Consider the following 19,180-nt stretch of genomic DNA (forward strand, 5'->3'; position numbering starts at 1 on the left):
CATCGCGGGTTTGCCCGCGATGAGGCCCTCAAAATCAGCCCATCACTGTTTCGTTGAGCTGAGTCAAAAGACCGTATCAGTTGGATCCCTACCATTGGACATCAAGCATTTTTAACGTCCTTTGGAGCCCCCATGCACAAGTCCCTGCTCAGCGCTTCGCTGCTTGCCCTCGCGCTCGCAGCCCCGCTCACCCATGCCCATGAGGCTGGCAATATCATCGTTCGGGCCGGTGCGATCACCGTCAATCCGACAGCCGACAGCTCCAGCGTCAAGGTCGATCAAGGCCCGCTGAAGGGCGCCGACCTGGGTGGCAAGGCCACCATGAGCAGCGACACGCAACTGGGCCTGAACTTCGCCTACATGATCACCAACCACCTGGGGATCGAACTGCTCGCGGCCTCGCCGTTCGAGCATGACGTGAAGCTCAAAGGCACCGCGCTCGGCGCCGCCAACGGCAAACTCGGCACCCTGAAACACCTGCCGCCGACCCTGAGCCTGGTCTACTATCCGATGGATGCCAAGTCCGCATTCCAGCCGTATGTCGGCGGCGGGATCAACTACACCTGGATCTACGACGAGCACGTCAGCAGCGAAGCCAGCGCCAATGGCTTCAGCAACTTCAACGCGAAAAACTCCTGGGGCCTGGCCTGGGAAGTCGGTGCCGACTACATGCTCACCGATAAGGTGATGATCAACGCCCAGGTGCGCTACATCGACATCGACACCCGTGCCACCGTGGAAAACAACGCCGTGGCTCCGGGCACCCGCGCACGGGTGAACGTGGACGTCGATCCGTTCATCTACATGGTCGGTCTGGGTTACAAGTTCTAAAGAACGTTCACGTGGTGGTGAATGAGGCGTTGTGATGGGCAGACTCAGAACTGATGGCGGCCGATACACGGTCGACCTGGAGTAAAACTCCCCCACCACAGGGATTGCATCAGCGGTAACGCAAATTCCAGCCGTGAAAAAGGCGCCTTTCTCAAGGCGCCTTTTTCACGACTGGGTAAAACCTCAGTGCCCCAACAACCGCGCCAGGCCAACGCTCATCGGCGTCTGCTCCGGGTAGGTGAACCGCTCCAGCAAACGCCGGTTATTCGCTCGTGAATGGCGGATGTCACCGGAACGCGCCGGGCCAAAGCTAACGGGCGGCAGCTTGCCCACTACGGCTTCAAGGGCTTCAAGCATTTGCTTGAGGGTCGTCGCCTGATTCCAGCCGACATTCACCGCGCCGACCTCAACCTGCGGTTTCTCGATGGCTTGCACCAGCACGTCCACCAGGTCTTCGACGTAGACAAAATCCCGAGTCTGCTCGCCATCCCCGAACACAGTGATCGGCAAGCCTTTCTGCGCGCGCTCGCTGAAAATGCTGATCACTCCGGAGTACGGCGAGGACGGATCCTGGCGCGGGCCAAAGATGTTGAAGAAGCGGAAAATCACCGGCTCCAGACCATGCTGGCGGCGATAGAAATCGAAGTAGTGCTCGCTCGCCAACTTGTCCGCCGCATACGGTGTCAACGGTGCCTTGGGCGTGTCTTCGTCGATCGACTCGCCCTCGCCATTGTTGCCATAGACCGCTGCGCTGGACGCGTACAACACGCGTTTGACACCGGCCTGACGCATGGCCTCGCAGACGTTCAGCGAGCCGATGAAGTTGCTCTGGTGAGTTTTCACCGGGTCATCCACCGAAGCCTGCACCGAAGCCACCGCGGCCAGATGCGCCACCGCGCTGCAACCGAGCATCGCCTGCGCCACCAGGGCGGCATCAGCGACATCGCCTTCGATCAGTTCGACGAGGGGATTGTCCATCGGCAGGTTGCTGCGTTTGCCGGTGGACAAGTCATCGAGAATTCGCACCGAATGACCTTTGGCGAGCAAGGCATCGGTCAGGTGCGAACCGATGAAACCGGCGCCGCCGGTGATTAAAACAGGGCCGTCAGCCATGGCGATAAAACCTATCCAGTAAGCCCGGGAGTGCCGCGCGCCAGGCGCGGGGTTTGATCCCGAAAGTGTGCAGAATTTTCTTGCAGGCCAGCACCGCGTGTTGCGGTTCTTCGGCTGCGTCGGGACGTGCGGCGTGAGCCTGGGCGGTCGGCGATTCGATGGCCAGCGGGTGCAGGGCGCGCGCTTCAGTGAGAATCGCCTGCCCCAGTGCCAGCGGTGTGGTCGCCTCATGCCCGGCGTAGTGGTAGGTGCCCCACAGCGGCGCAGCACAATCGAGTTGCTTGAGCACCGAGATGATCACTCGGGCAGCGTCGTCCACCGGCGTCGGATTACCGCGACGATCATCCGCCAACAGCAGTTCTTCAGCTTTCTCGGCCCGGGCGAGGAATCGCCCGAGGGTGCCCTCGGGGCTGTCATCGAGCAGCCAGCCGAAACGCAGCAACACATGCTGTGGACAAGTGGCGCGCACGCTTTGCTCAATGCGCCACAAAGCTTGACCGCGCAGGCCCAACGGTACCGGTTCGTCTTTTTCGCTGTAGGCGGTCGCCCGGGAGCCATCGAACACGCGATAACTCGACGGTTGCACCAGCACGATGTTGTGATGCTGGCACAATTCGGCCAGACGCTCGATGGCGCGCTCCTGCCCGGCCAGACGCTGTTCGCTGACGGTCTCCGCCTGGAACCAGTCGAAATAGTAGGCGAGATTGATCAACGCATCCGGACGGGTATCGTCGAGCAGTTGCGTCAGGCTCGCGGCGTCCCAGCCGTCTTGTGGTGGGCGGGGGGCGAGGAAACCGATGTCTTCCTCCGCACCGAGGCGAATCAGCGCCTGCCCAAGGGCATTTCCGCCGCCCAGTAACATAAGGCGCATTCGCATAGAGTCAGCAGGCCCAGTCTGATTGGAACGATGGCTTTATCGACAGCGCCCGCAGGCGATGTCCTCAATAATTGCCGGAATCGTTGCATTTTGCGGGTTTAGTGCGCAACCGTCACCCGTAAAGTGTAGTTCCCGGGGATTTGTGGTGCCGCTACTGGCCTCAGGAGCAACACAGAGCCTAAGCGGTACTTGCAACTTCCCGTCCCCACCCGCATAAATTGGTTCATGAACCTGCCCATCCCCGCAGACAGCGCGCTGAACGGTTTCCACCCCGCCGTCAGCGCCTGGTTCAGCAACACCTTCGCGACGGCTACCGCCGCCCAGGCCCGGGCGTGGCCGTTGATCCGCCAGCGCCGTTCAACGCTGATTGCCGCGCCCACCGGCTCCGGCAAAACCCTCACCGCGTTTCTGGCCGTGCTCGACGATCTGGTCCATCGCGGCCTGGAAAACCCGGATGGCCTGCCGGACGAAACCCTGGTGGTCTACGTTTCGCCGCTCAAGGCCCTGTCCAACGACATCCGGATCAACCTGCAAAACCCGCTGGCCGGCATCACCGAGCAGTTACGCCTGATGGGCCTGCCCGACGTGCCGATCAGCACTGCCGTGCGCACCGGCGATACGCCGCAAAAAGACCGTTCGGCCATGCGCAAAACCGCGCCGCACATTCTGGTGACCACCCCGGAATCCCTTTATGTGCTGCTCGGCTCCGACTCCGGCCGGAAAATGCTCGGCACCACGCAAACGGTGATCGTCGACGAAATCCACGCCATCGCCGCCAGCAAACGCGGCAGTCACCTGGCCCTGAGCCTGGAGCGCCTGCAAGCGCTTTGCCCGCAACCGCTGGTGCGGATCGGCCTGTCCGCCACGCAAAAACCCATCGAAGCGGTGTCGCGTTTTTTGGTTGGCCGTGATCGCGCCTGCGAAATCATCGACATCGGCCATGCCCGCCCACGGGATCTCGATATCGAAGTGCCGCCCGTGCCGCTGTCGGCGGTGATGGCCAACGACGTCTGGGAGCTGGTCTATGACCGCCTCGCCGCCCTCGCCCGCGAACACCGGACCACGCTGATTTTCGTCAACACCCGGCGCCTGGCCGAACGCCTGAGCCGACACTTGAGCGAACGCCTCGGCAAAGACGCGGTGGCCGCCCACCATGGCAGCCTGGCCAAGGAATTTCGCCTGGACGCCGAGCAACGGCTCAAGCGCGGCGAGCTGCAAGTGCTGATCGCCACCGCCTCGCTGGAACTGGGGATTGATATCGGCGACGTCGACCTAGTGTGCCAGATCGCTTCGCCACGCTCGATTGCCGGTTTTCTGCAACGGGTCGGCCGCTCCGGGCACCAGGTCGGCGGCACGCCCAAGGGCCGATTGTTCGCCACCACCCGCGATGACCTGATCGAGTGCGCCGCCCTGCTCGACTGCGTGCGCCGTGGTGAACTCGACACCTTGCTGATCCCCGAAGCGCCGCTGGATGTGCTGGCCCAGCAGATCATCGCCGAGGTCAGTTGCCAGGAATGGCACGAGCAGGCATTGCTGGAGACGCTGCGTAAAGCCTCGCCTTACGCCAAGCTCGACGAAAAACATTATCAGGCGTTGCTGCACATGCTCGCCGAGGGCTACAACGGTCGCTTGGGCATTCGCAGCGCTTACCTGCACCGGGACGCGGTAAGCCGCACCTTGCGCGGCCGTCGGGGCGCCAAACTGACCGCCGTGACCAGCGGCGGGACGATTCCGGACAACGCCGACTACAGCGTGTTGCTGGAGCCTCAGGGGCTGAACATCGGCAGCGTCAACGAAGACTTCGCAGTGGAAAGCATTGCCGGGGATATCTTTCAGCTGGGCAATACGTCATATCGAATCCTGCGGGTCGAAACCGGCAAGGTCCGGGTCGAAGACGCTCAGGGCCAGCCGCCGACCATTCCGTTCTGGCTCGGGGAAGCACCCGGTCGCAGCAATGAACTGTCGTTCGCCGTGGCCCGTCTGCAAGCGCAACTCGATGAGCGGCTCGGCGCCACACCCGGCGATCTGCAACCAGCCCTCGACTGGCTGACCGACACCCTCGGCCTGAACCTCGCCAGCGCCGAGCAACTGGTCGACTACCTGGCCCGGGCCCGCCTGACCCTCGGCGCCTTGCCGTCCCAGGACACACTGGTGATGGAGCGCTTTTTCGACGAGTCAGGCGGTACGCAACTGATCATCCACTCACCGTTCGGCAGCCGCATCAACCGCGCCTGGGGCCTGGCCCTGCGCAAGCGTTTCTGCCGCACCTTCAACTTCGAATTGCAGGCCGCCGCCAGCGAGGACGCCATCGTGTTGTCGCTGTCCACCAGCCACAGCTTCGAGCTGGACGACGTCTGGCGCTACCTGCACAGCAACAGCGCCGAACATATCCTGACTCAAGCGGTGCTCGAAGCCCCGCTGTTCGGCGTACGCTGGCGCTGGAATGCCGGGGTCGCCCTCGCGCTGCCACGCTACAGCGGCGGCCGCAAAGTGCCGCCGCAGATCCAACGGATGAAAAGCGAAGACCTGATCGCCAGCGTGTTTCCCGATCAGATCGCCTGCGTGGAAAACCTCGCCGGCGAGCGCGAGATTCCCGACCATCCGCTGGTGGAACAAACCCTCGACGATTGCCTGCACGAGGCCATGGACAGCGAAGGCTGGCTGGCGTTGTTGCGGCGCATGGAACAGGGCGATATCCGCCTGATCAGCCGCGACCTGCCGGCGCCTTCGCCACTGGCGGCGGAAATCCTCAGTGCCCGCCCCTACACCTTCCTCGACGACGCGCCGCTGGAAGAACGCCGTACTCAGGCGGTACTCAACCGTCGCTGGAGCGATCCGCAGTCCACCGACGACCTCGGTGCGCTGGACGCCGACGCGATTGCCGCGGTGCGCGACGAAGCCTGGCCAACGCCAACCGGCCTCGATGAAATGCATGAGGCCTTGATGAGCCTGGCGTGCATCACCGACGCCGAGGCCCGGGCCAACCCCAATTGGCTCGAATGGCTGAACACCCTGGCCAACAGTGGCCGCGCCAGCCGTTTGCAGATCAACGCCAAGCAATCGCTGTGGCTGCCACTGGAGCGACTGACCTGCCTGCGGGCGATTTATCCACAGGCCTCCTTGTTTCCGTCGTTGGAGGCGTTGCCCGGTTTCGATGAAACCTGGGAGCCGGACGAAGCGGTGCTGGAAGTGGTCCGTGCGCGGCTCAGTGCGTTTGGTCCATTGCCGCTGAAAGCGATTGCCGAACCACTCGGTTTACCGGCGCTTCAAGTCACTCAGGCCCTGGCCCAACTGGAACGTGAAGGTTACGTGCTGCGCGGGCAATTCAGCCCCGGCGCCCGCGAAGAGGAATGTTGCGAACGGCATCTGCTGGCGCGGATTCATCGCTACACGGTCAAACGGCTGCGCCGGGAAATCGAGCCAGTGGCGTTGCAGGATTTCATGCGTTTCCTGTTCGACTGGCAGCATCTTTCCAGCATGAGCCGAGGCCAGGGCAGCGCAGTGTTGCCGGCGATCATCAGCCAGTTCGAAGGCTACCCCGCCGCCGCTTCGGCATGGGACAGCGACATTCTGCCGGCGCGGCTCAAAGACTATTCGGCGAGCTGGCTGGATGAGTTATGCCGCAGCGGCAAACTGGTCTGGACCCGCCTGACCGCGCGCAACAAGAGCACCGGCACGGCATTGCGCAGCACGCCGATTCTGCTGCTGCCGCGTAATCAGGTCGGGTTGTGGAGCAGCTTGACCGAGCAGACGCCGGTCCACGAGCTGTCGCCCAAAACACAAAAGGTCCATGCAGCACTCGGCCAGCACGGCGCGCTGTTTTTCGATGAGCTGATGCACGAGGCCCATCTGCTGCGCTCGGAACTGGAAATCGCCTTGCAGGAACTGGTCGGTGCCGGACTGGTCAACGCCGACAGTTTCGCCGGGTTGCGGGCGCTGATCACCCCGGCCAGCAAACGCCAGAATCGCAGCAGCCGACGCGGGCGTGGAGCGTTTGTCGGCGGGATGGAAGACGCCGGGCGCTGGGCCTTGCTGCGCCGCGGTGCTGCCGCGCCGGCTGTGGATAAGCCGGTTGTGGATAAACAACGCCCGACGTCCACGCCCACAGAAACCCTGGAACACATCGCCATGACCTTACTGCGCCGTTACGGCGTGGTGTTCTGGCGCTTGCTGGAGCGAGAGGCGGACTGGTTGCCGAGTTGGCGGGAATTGCTGCGCACGTTCCATCGGCTCGAGGCCCGGGGCGAGATTCGTGGCGGGCGGTTTGTCAGTGGTTTGGCCGGCGAACAGTTTGCCCTGCCCGAGGCGATCCCGTTGTTGCGCGAAGTCAGGCGGCGCCCCCATGACGGTAGTTTGATCGCGGTGTGCGGGGTGGATCCGCTGAACCTCGCCGGCACCTTGCTGCCGGGCGTAAAAGTGCCGGCGCTCGCGAGCAATCGGCTGGTGTATCGCGATGGCTTGCCGGCTGCCGCCGAGATCGCCGGCAAGCAGCAGTTCTGGCTGGAGCTGGATCAGCAATCGACTACAGAAGTACGCAACACACTGATCCGCCACTCCCCCCTGTAGGATTCAATCTCCTGTGGCGAGGGAGCTTGCTCCCGCTGGGGTGCGAAGCGCCCCCAAAACCTGTAAACCAATTTCTCCCGGATGCACCGCGCTGTATGGCTTTGCGACTGCTCCGCAGCCGAGCGGGAGCAAGCTCCCTCGCCACAAGGTTTAATACCAGCCGTGAGATATTTGACCTGCACGCAAATATCAAATGCCCATCCCTGTATTTTTCCGCACGTCCCAAACCCCGACACTGCGCTCCATCAATCAATCCATCGGAGTTGCAGCCATGCCCATTGCCTTGCTGGCGCTGACCCTTAGCGCTTTCGCCATCGGGACGACGGAGTTCGTCATCGTTGGCCTGTTACCCACCATCGGCGCCGACCTCGGCGTCAGCCTGCCGTCTGCCGGTTTGCTGGTCAGTTTGTATGCACTCGGGGTGGCCGTCGGCGCGCCGGTACTGACCGCCCTCACCGGCAAAGTCCCGCGTAAATTGCTGCTGTTGTCGCTGATGGTGCTGTTCACCCTCGGCAACTTGTTGGCCTGGAAAGCGCCGAGCTACGAGTCGCTGATCATTGCGCGGATCGTCACCGGCCTGGCCCACGGGGTGTTTTTCTCAATTGGCTCGATCATCGCCACCAGCCTGGTGCCTAAGGAAAAAGCCGCCAGCGCGATTGCCATCATGTTCACCGGCCTGACTGTGGCGCTGGTCACTGGCGTGCCGCTGGGGACGTTTATCGGTCAGCATTTCGGCTGGCGTGAAACCTTCCTCGCGGTGTCTGCACTGGGTGTGATCGCCTTCATCGGCAGCCTGCTCTACGTACCGAAGAACGTCGCCCACAGCAAACCGGCTTCGCTGTTGCAGCAGTTGCAAGTGCTCAAGCAACCGCGCCTGTTGTTGGTGTATGCCATGACGGCGGTCGGCTACGGCGGCTCGTTCATCGCCTTCACCTTTCTGGCACCGATTCTTCAGGACATTGCGGGCTTCAGCGCCAGCACCGTCAGCCTGGTGCTGCTGGTGTACGGCATCTCGGTGGCCGTCGGCAACATCTGGGGCGGCAAGCTGGCGGACAAACGCGGCCCGATCAACGCCCTGAAAATCATCTTCGCCCTGCTCGCCGCCGTGCTGTTCGCGCTGACCTTCACCGCCGCCAATCCATGGCTGGCCCTGGCCACTGTGCTGGTCTGGGGTGCGGTGGCGTTCGGCAACGTGCCGGGGCTGCAGGTATATGTGGTGCGTCAGGCCGAACATCACACCCCGCATGCGGTGGACGTGGCGTCGGGCCTGAACATTGCGGCGTTCAACCTCGGCATAGCCGGTGGTGCGTGGGGTGGTGGTTTGATCGTGGCGCATATGGGCCTGATCCATACCGCGTGGATCGGTGGCCTGGTGGTGTTGGTGGCATTGGCACTGACCGCCTGGAGTGGTCGTCTCGATCGATTGGGTCCGGTGTATGCCGAGCCGGCTGAAGGTTCGGCCCGGATCGTTGTCGGGCACTGATAGATCAAAAGATCGTAGCCTTCGGCAACGCCTGCACGCCTGTGGGAAGCTGCCGAAGGCTGCGATCTTTTGCTTTTACCGTCCGTAGCCCCGTCGAAACTTTCTCGCACGCCTGGCAGTCATCAAAAGACAGGGCTGTCCGAGGATGGGAGGCGACATGGCGGCGATTCATATCGGCATTTCAGGCTGGCGCTACACGCCCTGGCGGGGAGCCTTCTACCCGAAGGGGCTGACCCACAAACGCGAATTGCAATTCGCGTCACGGGCGGTCAACAGCATCGAAATCAATGGATCATTCTACGCCCTGCAACGGCCCGAACGTTACGCCCAGTGGTACGCCGAAACCCCGGCGGGCTTCGTGTTCAGCGTCAAGGCGCCGCGTTTCATCACCCACATCAAGCGCTTGCGGGAGATCCATAAACCCCTGGCGAATTTCTTCGCCTCCGGGGTGCTGGAGCTCAAGGAAAAACTCGGCCCGATCCTCTGGCAGTTTCCGCCCAGCTTCAAATTCGACCTGGAGCTGTTCGAACATTTCCTTGAACAACTGCCCCACGACACCGAACAGGCCGCCGCCCTTGCCCGCCAGCACGAACCACGTCTGAACGGTCACGCCAGCATGAAGGCCTACGGCAAAAAACCAGTGCGTCATGCCGTGGAAATTCGCCACGAAAGCTTTGTCGATCCGGCCTTCGTCCGGCTGCTCAAACGCTACAACACCGCGTTGGTGATTGCCGACACCGCCGGCAAATGGCCGTATCGCGAAGACCTCACCAGCGATTTCGTCTACCTGCGCCTGCACGGCGCCGAAGAACTCTACGCCAGCGGTTACACCCCTCAAGCGCTGCAACGCTGGAGCGAGCGGATCGAGGCCTGGCATCACGGCCAGCAACCGGCAGATCCGCAATTGATCGCGCCCCGGCAAAAACCCAAGACTCGCAGATCCCGGGAAGTGTTCTGCTATTTCGATAACGACATCAAAGTCCGCGCGCCCTTCGATGCCCGCCACCTGCTTGAGCGTTTGCATCTCGACAAAGACCTGGTCACGGCCCCCGGCGAGCCGGTTGCCGAAGGAGCGCTGCCATGAGCATTCCCGAACCGGTCGGCGGAACGGATGAACAGCAACCCATCATCAATGCCGTGAGCCGCTTCACCGTGCTGACGGTCAACACCCACAAGGGGTTCACCGCACTCAATCGGCGCTTCATCCTGCCCGAGTTGCGCGAAGCGGTGCGCAGTGTGTCCGCCGATGTGGTGTTTTTGCAGGAGGTCCACGGCACCCACGAACAGCATCCCCAGCGCTACAACAATTGGCCGGCGATGCCCCAGTACGAATTCCTTGCCGATAGCCTGTGGCCGCAATTCGCCTACGGGCGCAACGCGGTCTATCCGGCGGGCGATCACGGCAATGCACTGTTGTCGAAATTCCAGATCATTCGCCACGACAACCTCGACGTGTCCATCAGCGGCCATGAAAACCGTGGAGTCCTGCATTGCGTGTTGCGGATGCCCGGCGATGGCCGGGAAGTGCATGCCATTTGCGTCCATCTGGGTCTGCGCGAAAGCCACCGGACGGCACAGCTCAAGCTGCTGATCCGACGCCTGGAAGAGTTACCGCAAGATGCCCCGGTGGTGGTCGCCGGCGACTTCAACGACTGGCGCCAACGCGCCGATGCGTTGCTCAAGCCTTGCGGTTTGCGTGAGGTCTTTGCCGAGCAGCATGGCAAACCGGCGCGCAGTTTCCCCGCGCGTTTGCCGGCGTTACGCCTGGACCGCATCTACGTGCGCCATCTCAAGGCCAGCCATCCGCAAGTGCTGGCGGCACGCCCCTGGTCACACCTTTCCGACCATGCGCCCCTGTCGGTGGAGATCGAGTTATGAGCAGCCCATCGATGGAAAAAACCACGGTCGAACACGTCTCCCCTCCTCCCCCCGTGCGCGAGCCTGCGGTGACTGAAGTTGAATACGGCTGGCACGGTAACAACCGGGTCGAGTTGCTGGAAAACGGTGAGGCGTACTTTCCACGGGTGTTTGAAGTGCTGCGCCAGGCCCAGAGGGAAATCCTCCTGGAAACCTTCATTCTGTTCGAAGACAAGGTCGGCAATGAGCTTCAACAGATCCTGATTGAAGCGGCGCAACGCGGTGTGCGTATCACGGTCAGTCTCGACGGCTTTGGTTGTGGCGAACTGAGTACGGCGTTCCTCGCCGCCCTGAGCAACGCAGGCGTGCACCTGCAAATATTCGACCCTGCCCCGCGTCACCTGGGCATCCGCACCAACTGGTTCCGCCGTCTGCACCGCAAGATTGTGGTGGTCGACGGCACGATTGCGTTCCTCGGTGGGATCAATTTTTCCGCCGACCATCTGGCCGACTTCGGCCCCGAGGCCAAGCAGGATTATTCGGTTGAAGTGCAAGGCCCGGCAGTGGCCGATATTCATCATTTCGCCCTGCTAAAAAGCGGTCGACCGGCTCGGGCCAAATACTGGTGGCAGCGCCGCCGGCAGCGGCACGCTGAACTGGCGGTCAGCGATCATGACGGTCAGGTGCGGCTGGTGTATCGCGACAACGCAGAACACCCAAACGATATCGAAGAGGTGTATTTGCAGGTGCTGCGCAGTGCCCGGCGTCGCGTGGTGATCGCCAATGCCTACTTCTTTCCAGGCTATCGGCTGCTGCGCGAGATTCGCAATGCGGCACGCCGGGGGGTCGAGGTGCGCCTGATTCTTCAGGGACAACCGGACCTGCGGGTGGCCAGGCTCGCCGCGCGCATGACCTACGATTACCTGCTGCGGGCCGGGGTGGTGATCTACGAATATTGCGACCGCCCACTGCACGGCAAAGTCGCCCTGGTCGACGAGGACTGGAGCACTGTCGGCTCAAGCAACCTCGATCCGCTGAGCCTGTCCCTGAACCTGGAAGCCAACGTGCTGATCCGCGACCGTGCCTTCAACCGCGATCTGTACGAGCGTCTCGACGAGTTGAGCAGCAACCATTGCAAGGTCATGTCGGTGGACACAGCCCCTCGCGGGCGGATCTGGGACATGACCATCGGCTTTCTGGTGTTTCACTTCCTGCGGCATTTCCCCGCATGGGCCGGCTGGTTGCCGGCGCATAAACCGCGCCTGAAGCCCTTCATCCATCCACCCGGGAGCGCCAAGGCATGAGCCATTCCCAAGCGCAGCCTGCGTCGCACTCCGACACGCCGGGCAAACACCACTGGCACCGCTGGAAAAGGCCGCTGACGATGCTGTTTTTCCTGGCGCTGATCGTATTGTTCACGATGCTCGCCCAGCGCATCGAATGGAACGAAGTGTTCGATACCCTGGCTGATTTCAAAGTACGCACGTTGATCATTGCGTCAGGTGTGACCCTGGCAAGCTTTCTGGTCTATGCCTGTTTCGACCTGATCGGGCGCACCTACATCCGGCAGAACCTGACCTGGCGGCAGATCCTCCCGGTGGGGATCATCAGCTATGCCTTCAACCTCAACCTGAGCGCCTGGGTCGGCGGTGTCGCCATGCGTTATCGGCTGTATTCGCGGCTCGGCGTGAGCAAAGGCAACATCGCAAAAATCCTCGGGCTGAGCCTGGCGACCAACTGGTTCGGCTACATGGTAATTGCCGGCGCGGTGTTCAGCAGCGGCCTGATGCGAATGCCGCCGGGCTGGAAAGTGAGCAGCAATGCACTGCAGGACGTGGGGATTTTGTTGCTGTTGTTGAGCATGGGATATCTGGCGGCCTGCCGGTATTCCAGGCGCCGGAAATGGTCGGTTCGCGGCGTAGATATCATTCTGCCGTCGCTGCGCATGGCAATCCTGCAACTGGCCCTCGGCGCACTGAACTGGGCGCTGATGGCGGCGGTGATCTTCACGTTGCTGCCGAGCAAACTGGACTATCCGCCGGTGCTTGGTGTGTTGCTGATCAGCGCCATTGCCGGGGTCATCACCCATATCCCGGCCGGGCTCGGTGTGTTGGAGGCGGTGTTCGTGGCGCTGCTGCAGCACGAAGTATCGCGGGGCAGCCTGGTGGCGGGGTTGATCGCTTATCGGGCGATCTATTTCATTCTGCCGCTGCTGATAACCGTGGTGATGTACCTGGTGGTGGAAGCCAAGGCCAAGTCGTTGCGGATCTCGAAGAAATCTCGGTGAGATGTGGTTTGCCCGCGAACGACCGCAAGACCACCGCCTCTCTCAACTCGATTGAATGATGCTCAACCGCTCACCCACCACCATCTCGGTGATCCAATCCACCAGAATCGAGGTGTACGCCTGTTGCGAAACCGGGTCGCTCAAGGCGTGATCCGCACCATCGATGATCCGGTGAGTCAGCGAGTGAGTCTGCTGACACGCGGCGCGGTAACTCATGATCGTCGCGTGGGGTACATAGGCATCGGTCTCGGACTCCACCAGCAACACATCCCCGGTGAATTGCGAGCAGGCGTGCAACGCGCGATTGCTGTCGGCGCGCACCAGCGTGCCGCGATAGTCGCGCAAGTCGGCTTTGTCCAACTCACGCTTGGGCGTGTGCCACAAGTCGTCGCGATACAACGCCGGCACCCGCAGCGCCAACCAGCGCACCGGACGCAACGTCGTCAGGATCGCCGCCAGATAACCGCCATAACTGGTGCCGACCACCGCGATCGCAGAGGTGTCGAGCGCCGGGTGGGCGAGCAAGCGGTCGTAGGCTGCCAGCAGGTCGCGCAGGTTGTCTTCGCGGGTGACCCTGGACAACGGAATGCCGGTCCCGCCGGTATGGCCACGCAAGTCGAACGTCAGGCACACACAACCCAACCCGGCAATGCCTTTGGCCCGCTCCAGGTCGCGCTCCTGGCTACCGCCCCAGCCGTGGACGAAAAGCACCCCCGGGACTTTCGATTTGGGGCTGAGGAAGGTCCCGCTCATCTGTTCATCGTCGATGTCGATCTGAATGGTTTCGCTTCTAGCCGTCATAGGATTTGACCGTCACGTACTTGAGAAGAAAATCACTGTGTTCCGCCGGCCCGCGGTACACCTCGATAGCGTTCGCCGGCAGCGTTTGATCGCTATAGGTTTCGACCGACGACACGCGAATCGCACGCAGGCCGGGGTCGTGGACGAAGCTCTGCAACGCTGCGACTTCGGCACTGCTGGCACCGCCCAAACGCCAGGATTGTTCGAGCACGCCGCTGCGTTGTCGGCCGTTGCAGTCCAGCCCCTGGGCGATGTCGTAGTTGCGCCGCGAAGCATAGAAACCGGGGTAGGCTTCATCCGCCGCACTGTCGAATACCTGTGCCTGCTGGATCGCCAGCCTCACGTCATCCGGCAGTTCCAGCGCCAGCAGGTCCTCGTAATAACCCTGCACCACCAACAGATTGGACCCTCCATAAACCTGCTCGCCCTGAGCGTCTTCGGTCAAGTATTGATCACCGCAATAACTCAGCACTTTGTCGCCGATGAAGCTTTGGCCGACGCTGTGGGTGATCACCTCGGTCAAGTCCTGTTCCAACACCACGCCTTCGGTGAACAGTGTCTTGGCCTCGGGGCGAGCGAGGATGGCGTCGAACTGGTCGAGGCTCTTGATCACTTCCTGACCGCGTCCGGCGCAGGCGTGAATAGGCTTGATGCGGATCGGGCCGCTGTAGAGCAGGTGCTCCGCCGCCGGGCGCGCATCGTCCAGGGAGAACACGCTGAGGCCATCGAGCACGACGCTGCGCACCCGTTCGCAAAACAACGTTGCCCAGCCTTCGGGCGCGAACGCATAGCGGTTCAACAGCCCATGACTGATGGCTTTGGTGCAGATGAAATCGTGGTCGACGTAACCGCCCCACAAATCCTCCGGCCCTTTGACGCCCAGCTTCCGGGCGATAGCGGCGCCCACCAGCGTCTGGGTCGGCAACAGATAGCGGTCACGACCGCTGTGCAGTTGCGGGTCGTAACTGCCGCCGTATTCGAGCCCGACGATCTGCGCCAGCCAACGAGCCAGCGCCCGATTGGTTTCAACTTCGTGCAGCGGGGCATCGGGCCGTACCGAATGGGCGAGTACCAGTTTCTGGCGATTTGTTGGGGTCATGCGTCCCCCTTCAATCTGCGTTGGATAAATGTATCTGGAGGGGTGCAGGGATCAGGCCAATGGCGGCTGATGAAGAACGACTGTTAAATCAGCCGGTTGCCCAGACAGTAATGGCATTACGCCTGTTTGATTATGCACGACGCCCTTCAGGACTCCGGCATTTTGCACGACTCAAACCTCCCACATTTTCTTGATCTGGCGTGCTCTGGCTACCGGGCCACAACAGCTGGCGGCGTCACGCCAAACCGCGTCCGGTAATCACTCGGCGCCAGCCCGGTAATCTTTTTGAACGTCGCACGAAACGCACTCGGGTCCTGATAACCCACGGTCCAGGCAATGTGATCAATGGTGCCGTTGGTGAATTCGAGCATCTCGCGCGCCTTGCCGACGCGCAGGTGCTGGCAGTACTCGGTGGGTTTCAACCCGGTCGCCGCGCGGAATCGCCGCAGGAAGGTGCGCTCTTCCAGCCCCGCCCGATCGGCCATTGCCGCCAGCGAGACATCGACCGCCCCGGTGCTTTGCAGCCAATGCTGGACCTTGAGAATCGAGGCATCGCCATGGCTGAGAATCGGTGAAAAATTACTGCCGCATTCGCTCGCGCTGTCGCTGTGCTCCACCACCAGAAAGCGTGCCGTGCTAGTGGCAATGCTCGGCCCCAGCAAGCGGTTCACCAGCCGTAACCCCAGCTCTGACCAGGCCATCAGCCCGGCGGTGGTAATCAGATCGCCGTCATCGACGATGGGCGTGTCAGCCTTGAGCTTGATCGCCGGGTAACGCTCGGCGAAGGCTTTGGCCGAGGTCCAATGAGTGGTGGCGCTACGGCCGTCGAGCAGGCCGCTTTCAGCCAACAGGATCGACCCCACGCAAACCCCGCCCAACGTCGCACCACTGGCGTGTTGCTGACGAATCCAGCGGATCAGCCCCTGCGGTGCCTGGCCCGCGGAAAAGCCGCCAATCGACGGCGGGATCAACACCGCGACCAACGCTTCGGCCGGGCCGGGTTGACTGTCATAGACCCGCTCTGGCACCTGATCGCCCTCGACCCGCCAATGGCTGATCCGCAACAACGGCAACTGCGCCGTCTGATGCTCGGCGGCAATCCGGTTGGCCACCCCGAACAGATCCGTCAGCCCATGCACCGCCGCCATCTGCGCGCCGGGATAGATCAGCACGCCCAATTCGACGACTGCCCTTTCTACGCCCATTGTCAGTTTTCCCCCTTCTATTGTCGGTGCGGCCAATCCTCGGACGGCCTGCAGAACCTGATACTTGAATCACACCCAACAAGCACTTCGAGGAAACACTCATGGCCAAGCAAGCACTCATCGTAGTCGATATCCAGAACGACTACTTCCCCCAGGGCAAGTGGCCTTTGGCGGGCGCCGATGCCGCCGCAGACAACGCTGCACGGCTGATCCAGGCCTTTCGCGAGGCCGGTGACGCGGTGGTGCACATCCGCCACGAATTCACCTCCGACGCCGCGCCGTTCTTCACCCCGGGCTCCGACGGCGCGAAGCTGCACCCCAAAGTCCTCAACCGCGCCGATGAACCGGTGGTGCTCAAGCACTTCGTCAACGCGTTCCGCGAAACCGAACTCAAGGCCATCCTCGACCAGCAAGGTATCGAACACCTGGTGGTCGTCGGCAGCATGAGCCACATGTGCATCGACGGCGTCACCCGTGCCGCAGCGGACTTCGGCTATACGGTCACGGTGATCCACGACGCCTGTGCCACCCTTGATCTGGAGTTCAACGGCGTCACCGTCCCGGCCGCCCATGTGCATGCCGCGTTCATGTCGGCTTTGGGTTTTGCCTATGCCAGCGTGGTGTCCACCGATGACTTTCTGGCTGGTTAGATAAGAAGCTCGTTCCACAGGATTGCGCTTAACTGATCGGAATCATGTTGCTTCCCTTCTTTTTCATACACCTGCGCAACCGTCGAAAAAATCTCACGCGTGAGCTATTGAGGGCTGCAAAAATAGCCTGTAGTGTTATCACGCGTGAGTTTTTTCACAACGGGATCAGCACCATGAAAAGCAGCTCTCCATCAGATCCGCCTACCGGGTCTGTTACCGATTCAGCGAGCCGCAAAGGAGAGCGCTCGAAACCCTCCGCGAAAAAACCATCGAGCTTTTACATGAAGCAGATGCGCGCGGGCCTGGGTGCCGCCGGCTATGTGAAACACGAGACTTGGGTGCTTCCCGAAAATCGAAGCCTGCTCAAGCAGATGGAGAAACAGCTACGCCAACCGATTCTGGCTGGCTCATTCATGTCGGAGAATTACATGAGCGCAGGTAATAACTGGAACATCGATCGCCTCTACAGCGCCCTCCAGGCCCTCGACGAAGTGGTTGCGAACGAAATCACCCTCTCCCTCGTTCAAGGCTCCGAATCCAGCATCAAGCTGGAAATGAACGATTTCGGTGGCTTGCCGATTTACATCGCGGTGGTTGGCGATCAGATCATCGTCGATACGGTCCTGGTCGATGTCGAATCGATCAACAACGTCCCGGCCTTCAACGATGCCGTTCTGCGCAGCCGGGAAATGTTCCCGCTGTCCTCGATCGGTATCGAGTCCATGCCCAACGGGCAGGTCGTTTACAACATGTTCGGCGCGCTGAGCTCCGACTCCAGCCTGACCAACGTCGTGACTGAGATCAAAACCCTCGTCGACAACGTCCAGCGCGCCAGCGAAGCCTTTGAACGCTTCTTCAATTAATTATTCGGGAACAGGATATATCCAATGACTCAGTCCATCTGGAGCAAATTGTTCACCGCGCTGCGTGGCGGTGCCAACGAAGTCGGCGAATCGATCGTCGACCAACAGGCCCTGCGCATTCTCGACCAGGAAATTCGCGATGCTGACAGCGCGCTGGCCAACGCCAAGCGTGAGCTGGTCACCATCATGGCCAAGCACAAACTGTCGGCTGACCGCGTCAGCGAGTACAACGCCAAGATCAAGGACCTGGAATCCAAGGCCCTGGCCGCCATCCAGGCCAACCGCGAAGACCTGGCACTGGAAGTGGCCGAAGCCATTTCGACCCTGACCAATGAACTGGATGTCGAGCAAAAGCAGGCCACCGAATTCGGTGGTTACGCCGACAACATGCGCAAAGACATCACCAAGGCTGAAAACCGCATCAAAAGCCTGCGCCAGCAAGTGGATATGGCCAAGGCTCGTGAAAGCGTACAGAAAGCCCAGGTCAGCGCCTCGATCGCCAGTGGCGGCGCCAACGGCAAGCTGGAAACCGCCGTCGGTACACTGAACCGCCTGCAAGCCAAGCAGCAGCAACGCGCCGCTGAACTGCAAGCCCAGGACGAACTGGCCGATGCGTCGACCGGCACCGACCTGGAGCGCAAACTGCGCGAAGCCGGCATCACGCCGGACGCAGGCAGCGCCAATGCGATCCTGGAACGCCTGAAGAAAAAATCGGCCGAGTAAGCAATACCCCGGCAGAAAGGGCATTCATTGCCCTGATGCCAGTCAGTCAAGTGCACTGACCCTGTGGCGAGGGAGCTTGCTCCCGCTGGACTGCGCAGCAGTCCCTTCTTTTTGGGGATAAGAGGGGCCGCTTCGCGGCCCAGCGGGAGCAAGCTCCCTCGCCACAACTTTACTCAGTGCTTGTTCTATCTCTTAACTGGCAGGCATTAATTGATCGCCCTTCTTTACTGCCGAGTCGAGGTCAAGGATGGATGCCCTGAAGGGTTTCAAGACAATCGCTGGCCTGGCCATCTTCATGGTTGCGCTGCAACTGCTCAATGTGGCGACCGGCTACAGCCTTAACGCCTTCGGCCTGGTTCCGAGAACCTTGCACGGACTGGTCGGCATCATCACCTCGCCTTTCTTGCACACATCCTTTGCGCACCTGAGTGCCAACCTGATTGCCTTTTTGATCCTCGGTACCCTGGTCATCGCCGAAGGGCTCAACCGGTTCATGGCCGTCAGCGCTATCATCATTTTGCTGGGCGGTTCGCTGATCTGGCTGTTCGGTTTTGCCGACGTGCATATCGGTGCCAGCGGCTGGGTGTTCGGGCTGTGGGCGTATCTCCTGTCGCGCGCCTGGTTTCAGAGGAGCTGGAGCAACCTGATAACGGCCAGTGTCGTGGCCCTGCTCTATGGTGGGCTGATTGTTGGCTTCCTTCCGCGCCGGGGCATTTCCTTCGAAGGGCATATTTTTGCTGCAATCGCCGGGTATATTGCAGCCAAGGTACTGTTATCTACGCCGCGCAGCAGGTTTAATGCCGCCCGGTAACCACACTCGAGCAC

16 protein-coding genes are annotated in these 19,180 nt (G+C 61.5%); 11 read left to right on the top strand and 5 right to left on the bottom strand.

Annotated elements, in window-relative coordinates:
* Positions 1–132 precede the first annotated feature (132 nt).
* Positions 133–831, top strand: coding sequence for an OmpW family protein (locus FFH90_RS27370; RefSeq protein WP_064620668.1), 699 nt, complete (start codon positions 133–135; stop codon positions 829–831).
* Positions 832–1,014: 183 nt separating this feature from the next.
* Here FFH90_RS27370 and FFH90_RS27375 read toward each other — a convergent pair whose 3' ends face one another.
* Positions 1,015–1,944, bottom strand: a complete 930-nt coding sequence (locus FFH90_RS27375) for an NAD-dependent epimerase/dehydratase family protein (protein ID WP_138866370.1) — start codon at positions 1,942–1,944, stop codon at positions 1,015–1,017.
* Positions 1,937–2,821, bottom strand: coding sequence for a sugar nucleotide-binding protein (locus tag FFH90_RS27380; RefSeq protein WP_138866371.1), 885 nt, complete (start codon positions 2,819–2,821; stop codon positions 1,937–1,939). Before FFH90_RS27380 ends, FFH90_RS27375 begins: the two co-directional genes overlap by 8 nt.
* A gap of 225 nt (positions 2,822–3,046) precedes the next feature.
* Here FFH90_RS27380 and FFH90_RS27385 point away from each other — a divergent pair, with 225 nt between their 5' ends.
* From FFH90_RS27385 to FFH90_RS27410, 6 genes are all read left to right on the top strand, one after another.
* Positions 3,047–7,387 carry a DEAD/DEAH box helicase gene (locus FFH90_RS27385; RefSeq protein ID WP_138866372.1) on the top strand — a complete coding sequence of 1,447 codons (4,341 nt, stop codon included), beginning with the start codon at positions 3,047–3,049 and terminating at the stop codon, positions 7,385–7,387.
* A 271-nt stretch (positions 7,388–7,658) separates the two neighbouring features.
* The gene (locus tag FFH90_RS27390) at positions 7,659–8,870 is read left to right on the top strand and encodes an MFS transporter (RefSeq protein WP_138866373.1); all 1,212 of its coding nucleotides are present in this window, start codon (positions 7,659–7,661) and stop codon (positions 8,868–8,870) included.
* 157 nt (positions 8,871–9,027) lie between these two features.
* Positions 9,028–9,954 (top strand): DUF72 domain-containing protein, encoded by a 927-nt coding sequence (locus FFH90_RS27395; protein WP_138866374.1) that lies wholly within the window; start codon positions 9,028–9,030, stop codon positions 9,952–9,954.
* Entirely contained in the window at positions 9,951–10,748 is a 798-nt protein-coding gene (locus FFH90_RS27400; RefSeq protein WP_018925674.1) for an endonuclease/exonuclease/phosphatase family protein, read from the top strand. Before FFH90_RS27395 ends, FFH90_RS27400 begins: the two co-directional genes overlap by 4 nt.
* The gene (gene clsB, locus FFH90_RS27405; RefSeq protein WP_138866375.1) at positions 10,745–12,031 is read left to right on the top strand and encodes a cardiolipin synthase ClsB; all 1,287 of its coding nucleotides are present in this window, start codon (positions 10,745–10,747) and stop codon (positions 12,029–12,031) included. Before FFH90_RS27400 ends, clsB begins: the two co-directional genes overlap by 4 nt.
* Positions 12,028–13,014, top strand: a complete 987-nt coding sequence (locus tag FFH90_RS27410; RefSeq protein ID WP_138866376.1) for a lysylphosphatidylglycerol synthase domain-containing protein — start codon at positions 12,028–12,030, stop codon at positions 13,012–13,014. The genes clsB and FFH90_RS27410 overlap by 4 nt, the downstream gene beginning before the upstream one ends.
* 42 nt (positions 13,015–13,056) lie before the next feature.
* Here the strand turns inward: FFH90_RS27410 and FFH90_RS27415 are convergent, their stop codons facing one another.
* The 3 genes from FFH90_RS27415 to FFH90_RS27425 form a co-directional block, all read right to left on the bottom strand.
* Positions 13,057–13,815 carry a S9 family peptidase gene (locus tag FFH90_RS27415; RefSeq protein ID WP_018925671.1) on the bottom strand — a complete coding sequence of 253 codons (759 nt, stop codon included), beginning with the start codon at positions 13,813–13,815 and terminating at the stop codon, positions 13,057–13,059.
* A complete protein-coding gene (locus FFH90_RS27420) occupies positions 13,805–14,914 on the bottom strand; it encodes a DUF3182 family protein (protein WP_138866377.1) in 1,110 nt (369 codons plus the stop codon). Before FFH90_RS27420 ends, FFH90_RS27415 begins: the two co-directional genes overlap by 11 nt.
* A 209-nt stretch (positions 14,915–15,123) precedes the next feature.
* Positions 15,124–16,119: a GlxA family transcriptional regulator gene (locus FFH90_RS27425; RefSeq protein WP_138866378.1), complete on the bottom strand. Its 996-nt coding sequence runs from the start codon at positions 16,117–16,119 to the stop codon at positions 15,124–15,126.
* Between the two features lie 101 nt (positions 16,120–16,220).
* Here FFH90_RS27425 and FFH90_RS27430 point away from each other — a divergent pair, with 101 nt between their 5' ends.
* From FFH90_RS27430 to FFH90_RS27445, 4 genes are all read left to right on the top strand, one after another.
* Positions 16,221–16,769, top strand: coding sequence for a cysteine hydrolase family protein (locus tag FFH90_RS27430; protein WP_018925668.1), 549 nt, complete (start codon positions 16,221–16,223; stop codon positions 16,767–16,769).
* A gap of 281 nt (positions 16,770–17,050) precedes the next feature.
* A complete protein-coding gene (locus FFH90_RS27435) occupies positions 17,051–17,632 on the top strand; it encodes a YjfI family protein (protein WP_086945165.1) in 582 nt (193 codons plus the stop codon).
* A 24-nt stretch (positions 17,633–17,656) separates the two neighbouring features.
* Positions 17,657–18,355: a PspA/IM30 family protein gene (locus FFH90_RS27440; protein WP_138866379.1), complete on the top strand. Its 699-nt coding sequence runs from the start codon at positions 17,657–17,659 to the stop codon at positions 18,353–18,355.
* Between the two features lie 247 nt (positions 18,356–18,602).
* A complete protein-coding gene (locus tag FFH90_RS27445; protein ID WP_138866380.1) occupies positions 18,603–19,166 on the top strand; it encodes a rhomboid family intramembrane serine protease in 564 nt (187 codons plus the stop codon).
* Positions 19,167–19,180 lie beyond the last annotated feature (14 nt).

It is taken from the genome of Pseudomonas sp. ATCC 43928, assembly GCF_005938665.2.
GTDB lineage: Bacteria > Pseudomonadota > Gammaproteobacteria > Pseudomonadales > Pseudomonadaceae > Aquipseudomonas.

What these genes read in the sequence shown, in the direction of transcription:
- FFH90_RS27370 (WP_064620668.1), top strand. Translation starts at nt 133, where the DNA reads ATGCACAAGTCCCTGCTCAGCGCTTCGCTGCTTGCCCTCGCGCTCGCA.
- FFH90_RS27400 (WP_018925674.1), top strand. Translation starts at nt 9,951, where the DNA reads ATGAGCATTCCCGAACCGGTCGGCGGAACGGATGAACAGCAACCCATC.
- FFH90_RS27390 (WP_138866373.1), top strand. Translation starts at nt 7,659, where the DNA reads ATGCCCATTGCCTTGCTGGCGCTGACCCTTAGCGCTTTCGCCATCGGG.
- FFH90_RS27375 (WP_138866370.1), bottom strand. Translation starts at nt 1,944, where the DNA reads ATGGCTGACGGCCCTGTTTTAATCACCGGCGGCGCCGGTTTCATCGGT.
- FFH90_RS27385 (WP_138866372.1), top strand. Translation starts at nt 3,047, where the DNA reads ATGAACCTGCCCATCCCCGCAGACAGCGCGCTGAACGGTTTCCACCCC.
- FFH90_RS27435 (WP_086945165.1), top strand. Translation starts at nt 17,051, where the DNA reads ATGAAGCAGATGCGCGCGGGCCTGGGTGCCGCCGGCTATGTGAAACAC.
- FFH90_RS27445 (WP_138866380.1), top strand. Translation starts at nt 18,603, where the DNA reads ATGGATGCCCTGAAGGGTTTCAAGACAATCGCTGGCCTGGCCATCTTC.
- FFH90_RS27425 (WP_138866378.1), bottom strand. Translation starts at nt 16,119, where the DNA reads ATGGGCGTAGAAAGGGCAGTCGTCGAATTGGGCGTGCTGATCTATCCC.
- FFH90_RS27440 (WP_138866379.1), top strand. Translation starts at nt 17,657, where the DNA reads ATGACTCAGTCCATCTGGAGCAAATTGTTCACCGCGCTGCGTGGCGGT.
- FFH90_RS27430 (WP_018925668.1), top strand. Translation starts at nt 16,221, where the DNA reads ATGGCCAAGCAAGCACTCATCGTAGTCGATATCCAGAACGACTACTTC.
- clsB (WP_138866375.1), top strand. Translation starts at nt 10,745, where the DNA reads ATGAGCAGCCCATCGATGGAAAAAACCACGGTCGAACACGTCTCCCCT.
- FFH90_RS27415 (WP_018925671.1), bottom strand. Translation starts at nt 13,815, where the DNA reads ATGACGGCTAGAAGCGAAACCATTCAGATCGACATCGACGATGAACAG.
- FFH90_RS27420 (WP_138866377.1), bottom strand. Translation starts at nt 14,914, where the DNA reads ATGACCCCAACAAATCGCCAGAAACTGGTACTCGCCCATTCGGTACGG.
- FFH90_RS27410 (WP_138866376.1), top strand. Translation starts at nt 12,028, where the DNA reads ATGAGCCATTCCCAAGCGCAGCCTGCGTCGCACTCCGACACGCCGGGC.
- FFH90_RS27380 (WP_138866371.1), bottom strand. Translation starts at nt 2,821, where the DNA reads ATGCGAATGCGCCTTATGTTACTGGGCGGCGGAAATGCCCTTGGGCAG.
- FFH90_RS27395 (WP_138866374.1), top strand. Translation starts at nt 9,028, where the DNA reads ATGGCGGCGATTCATATCGGCATTTCAGGCTGGCGCTACACGCCCTGG.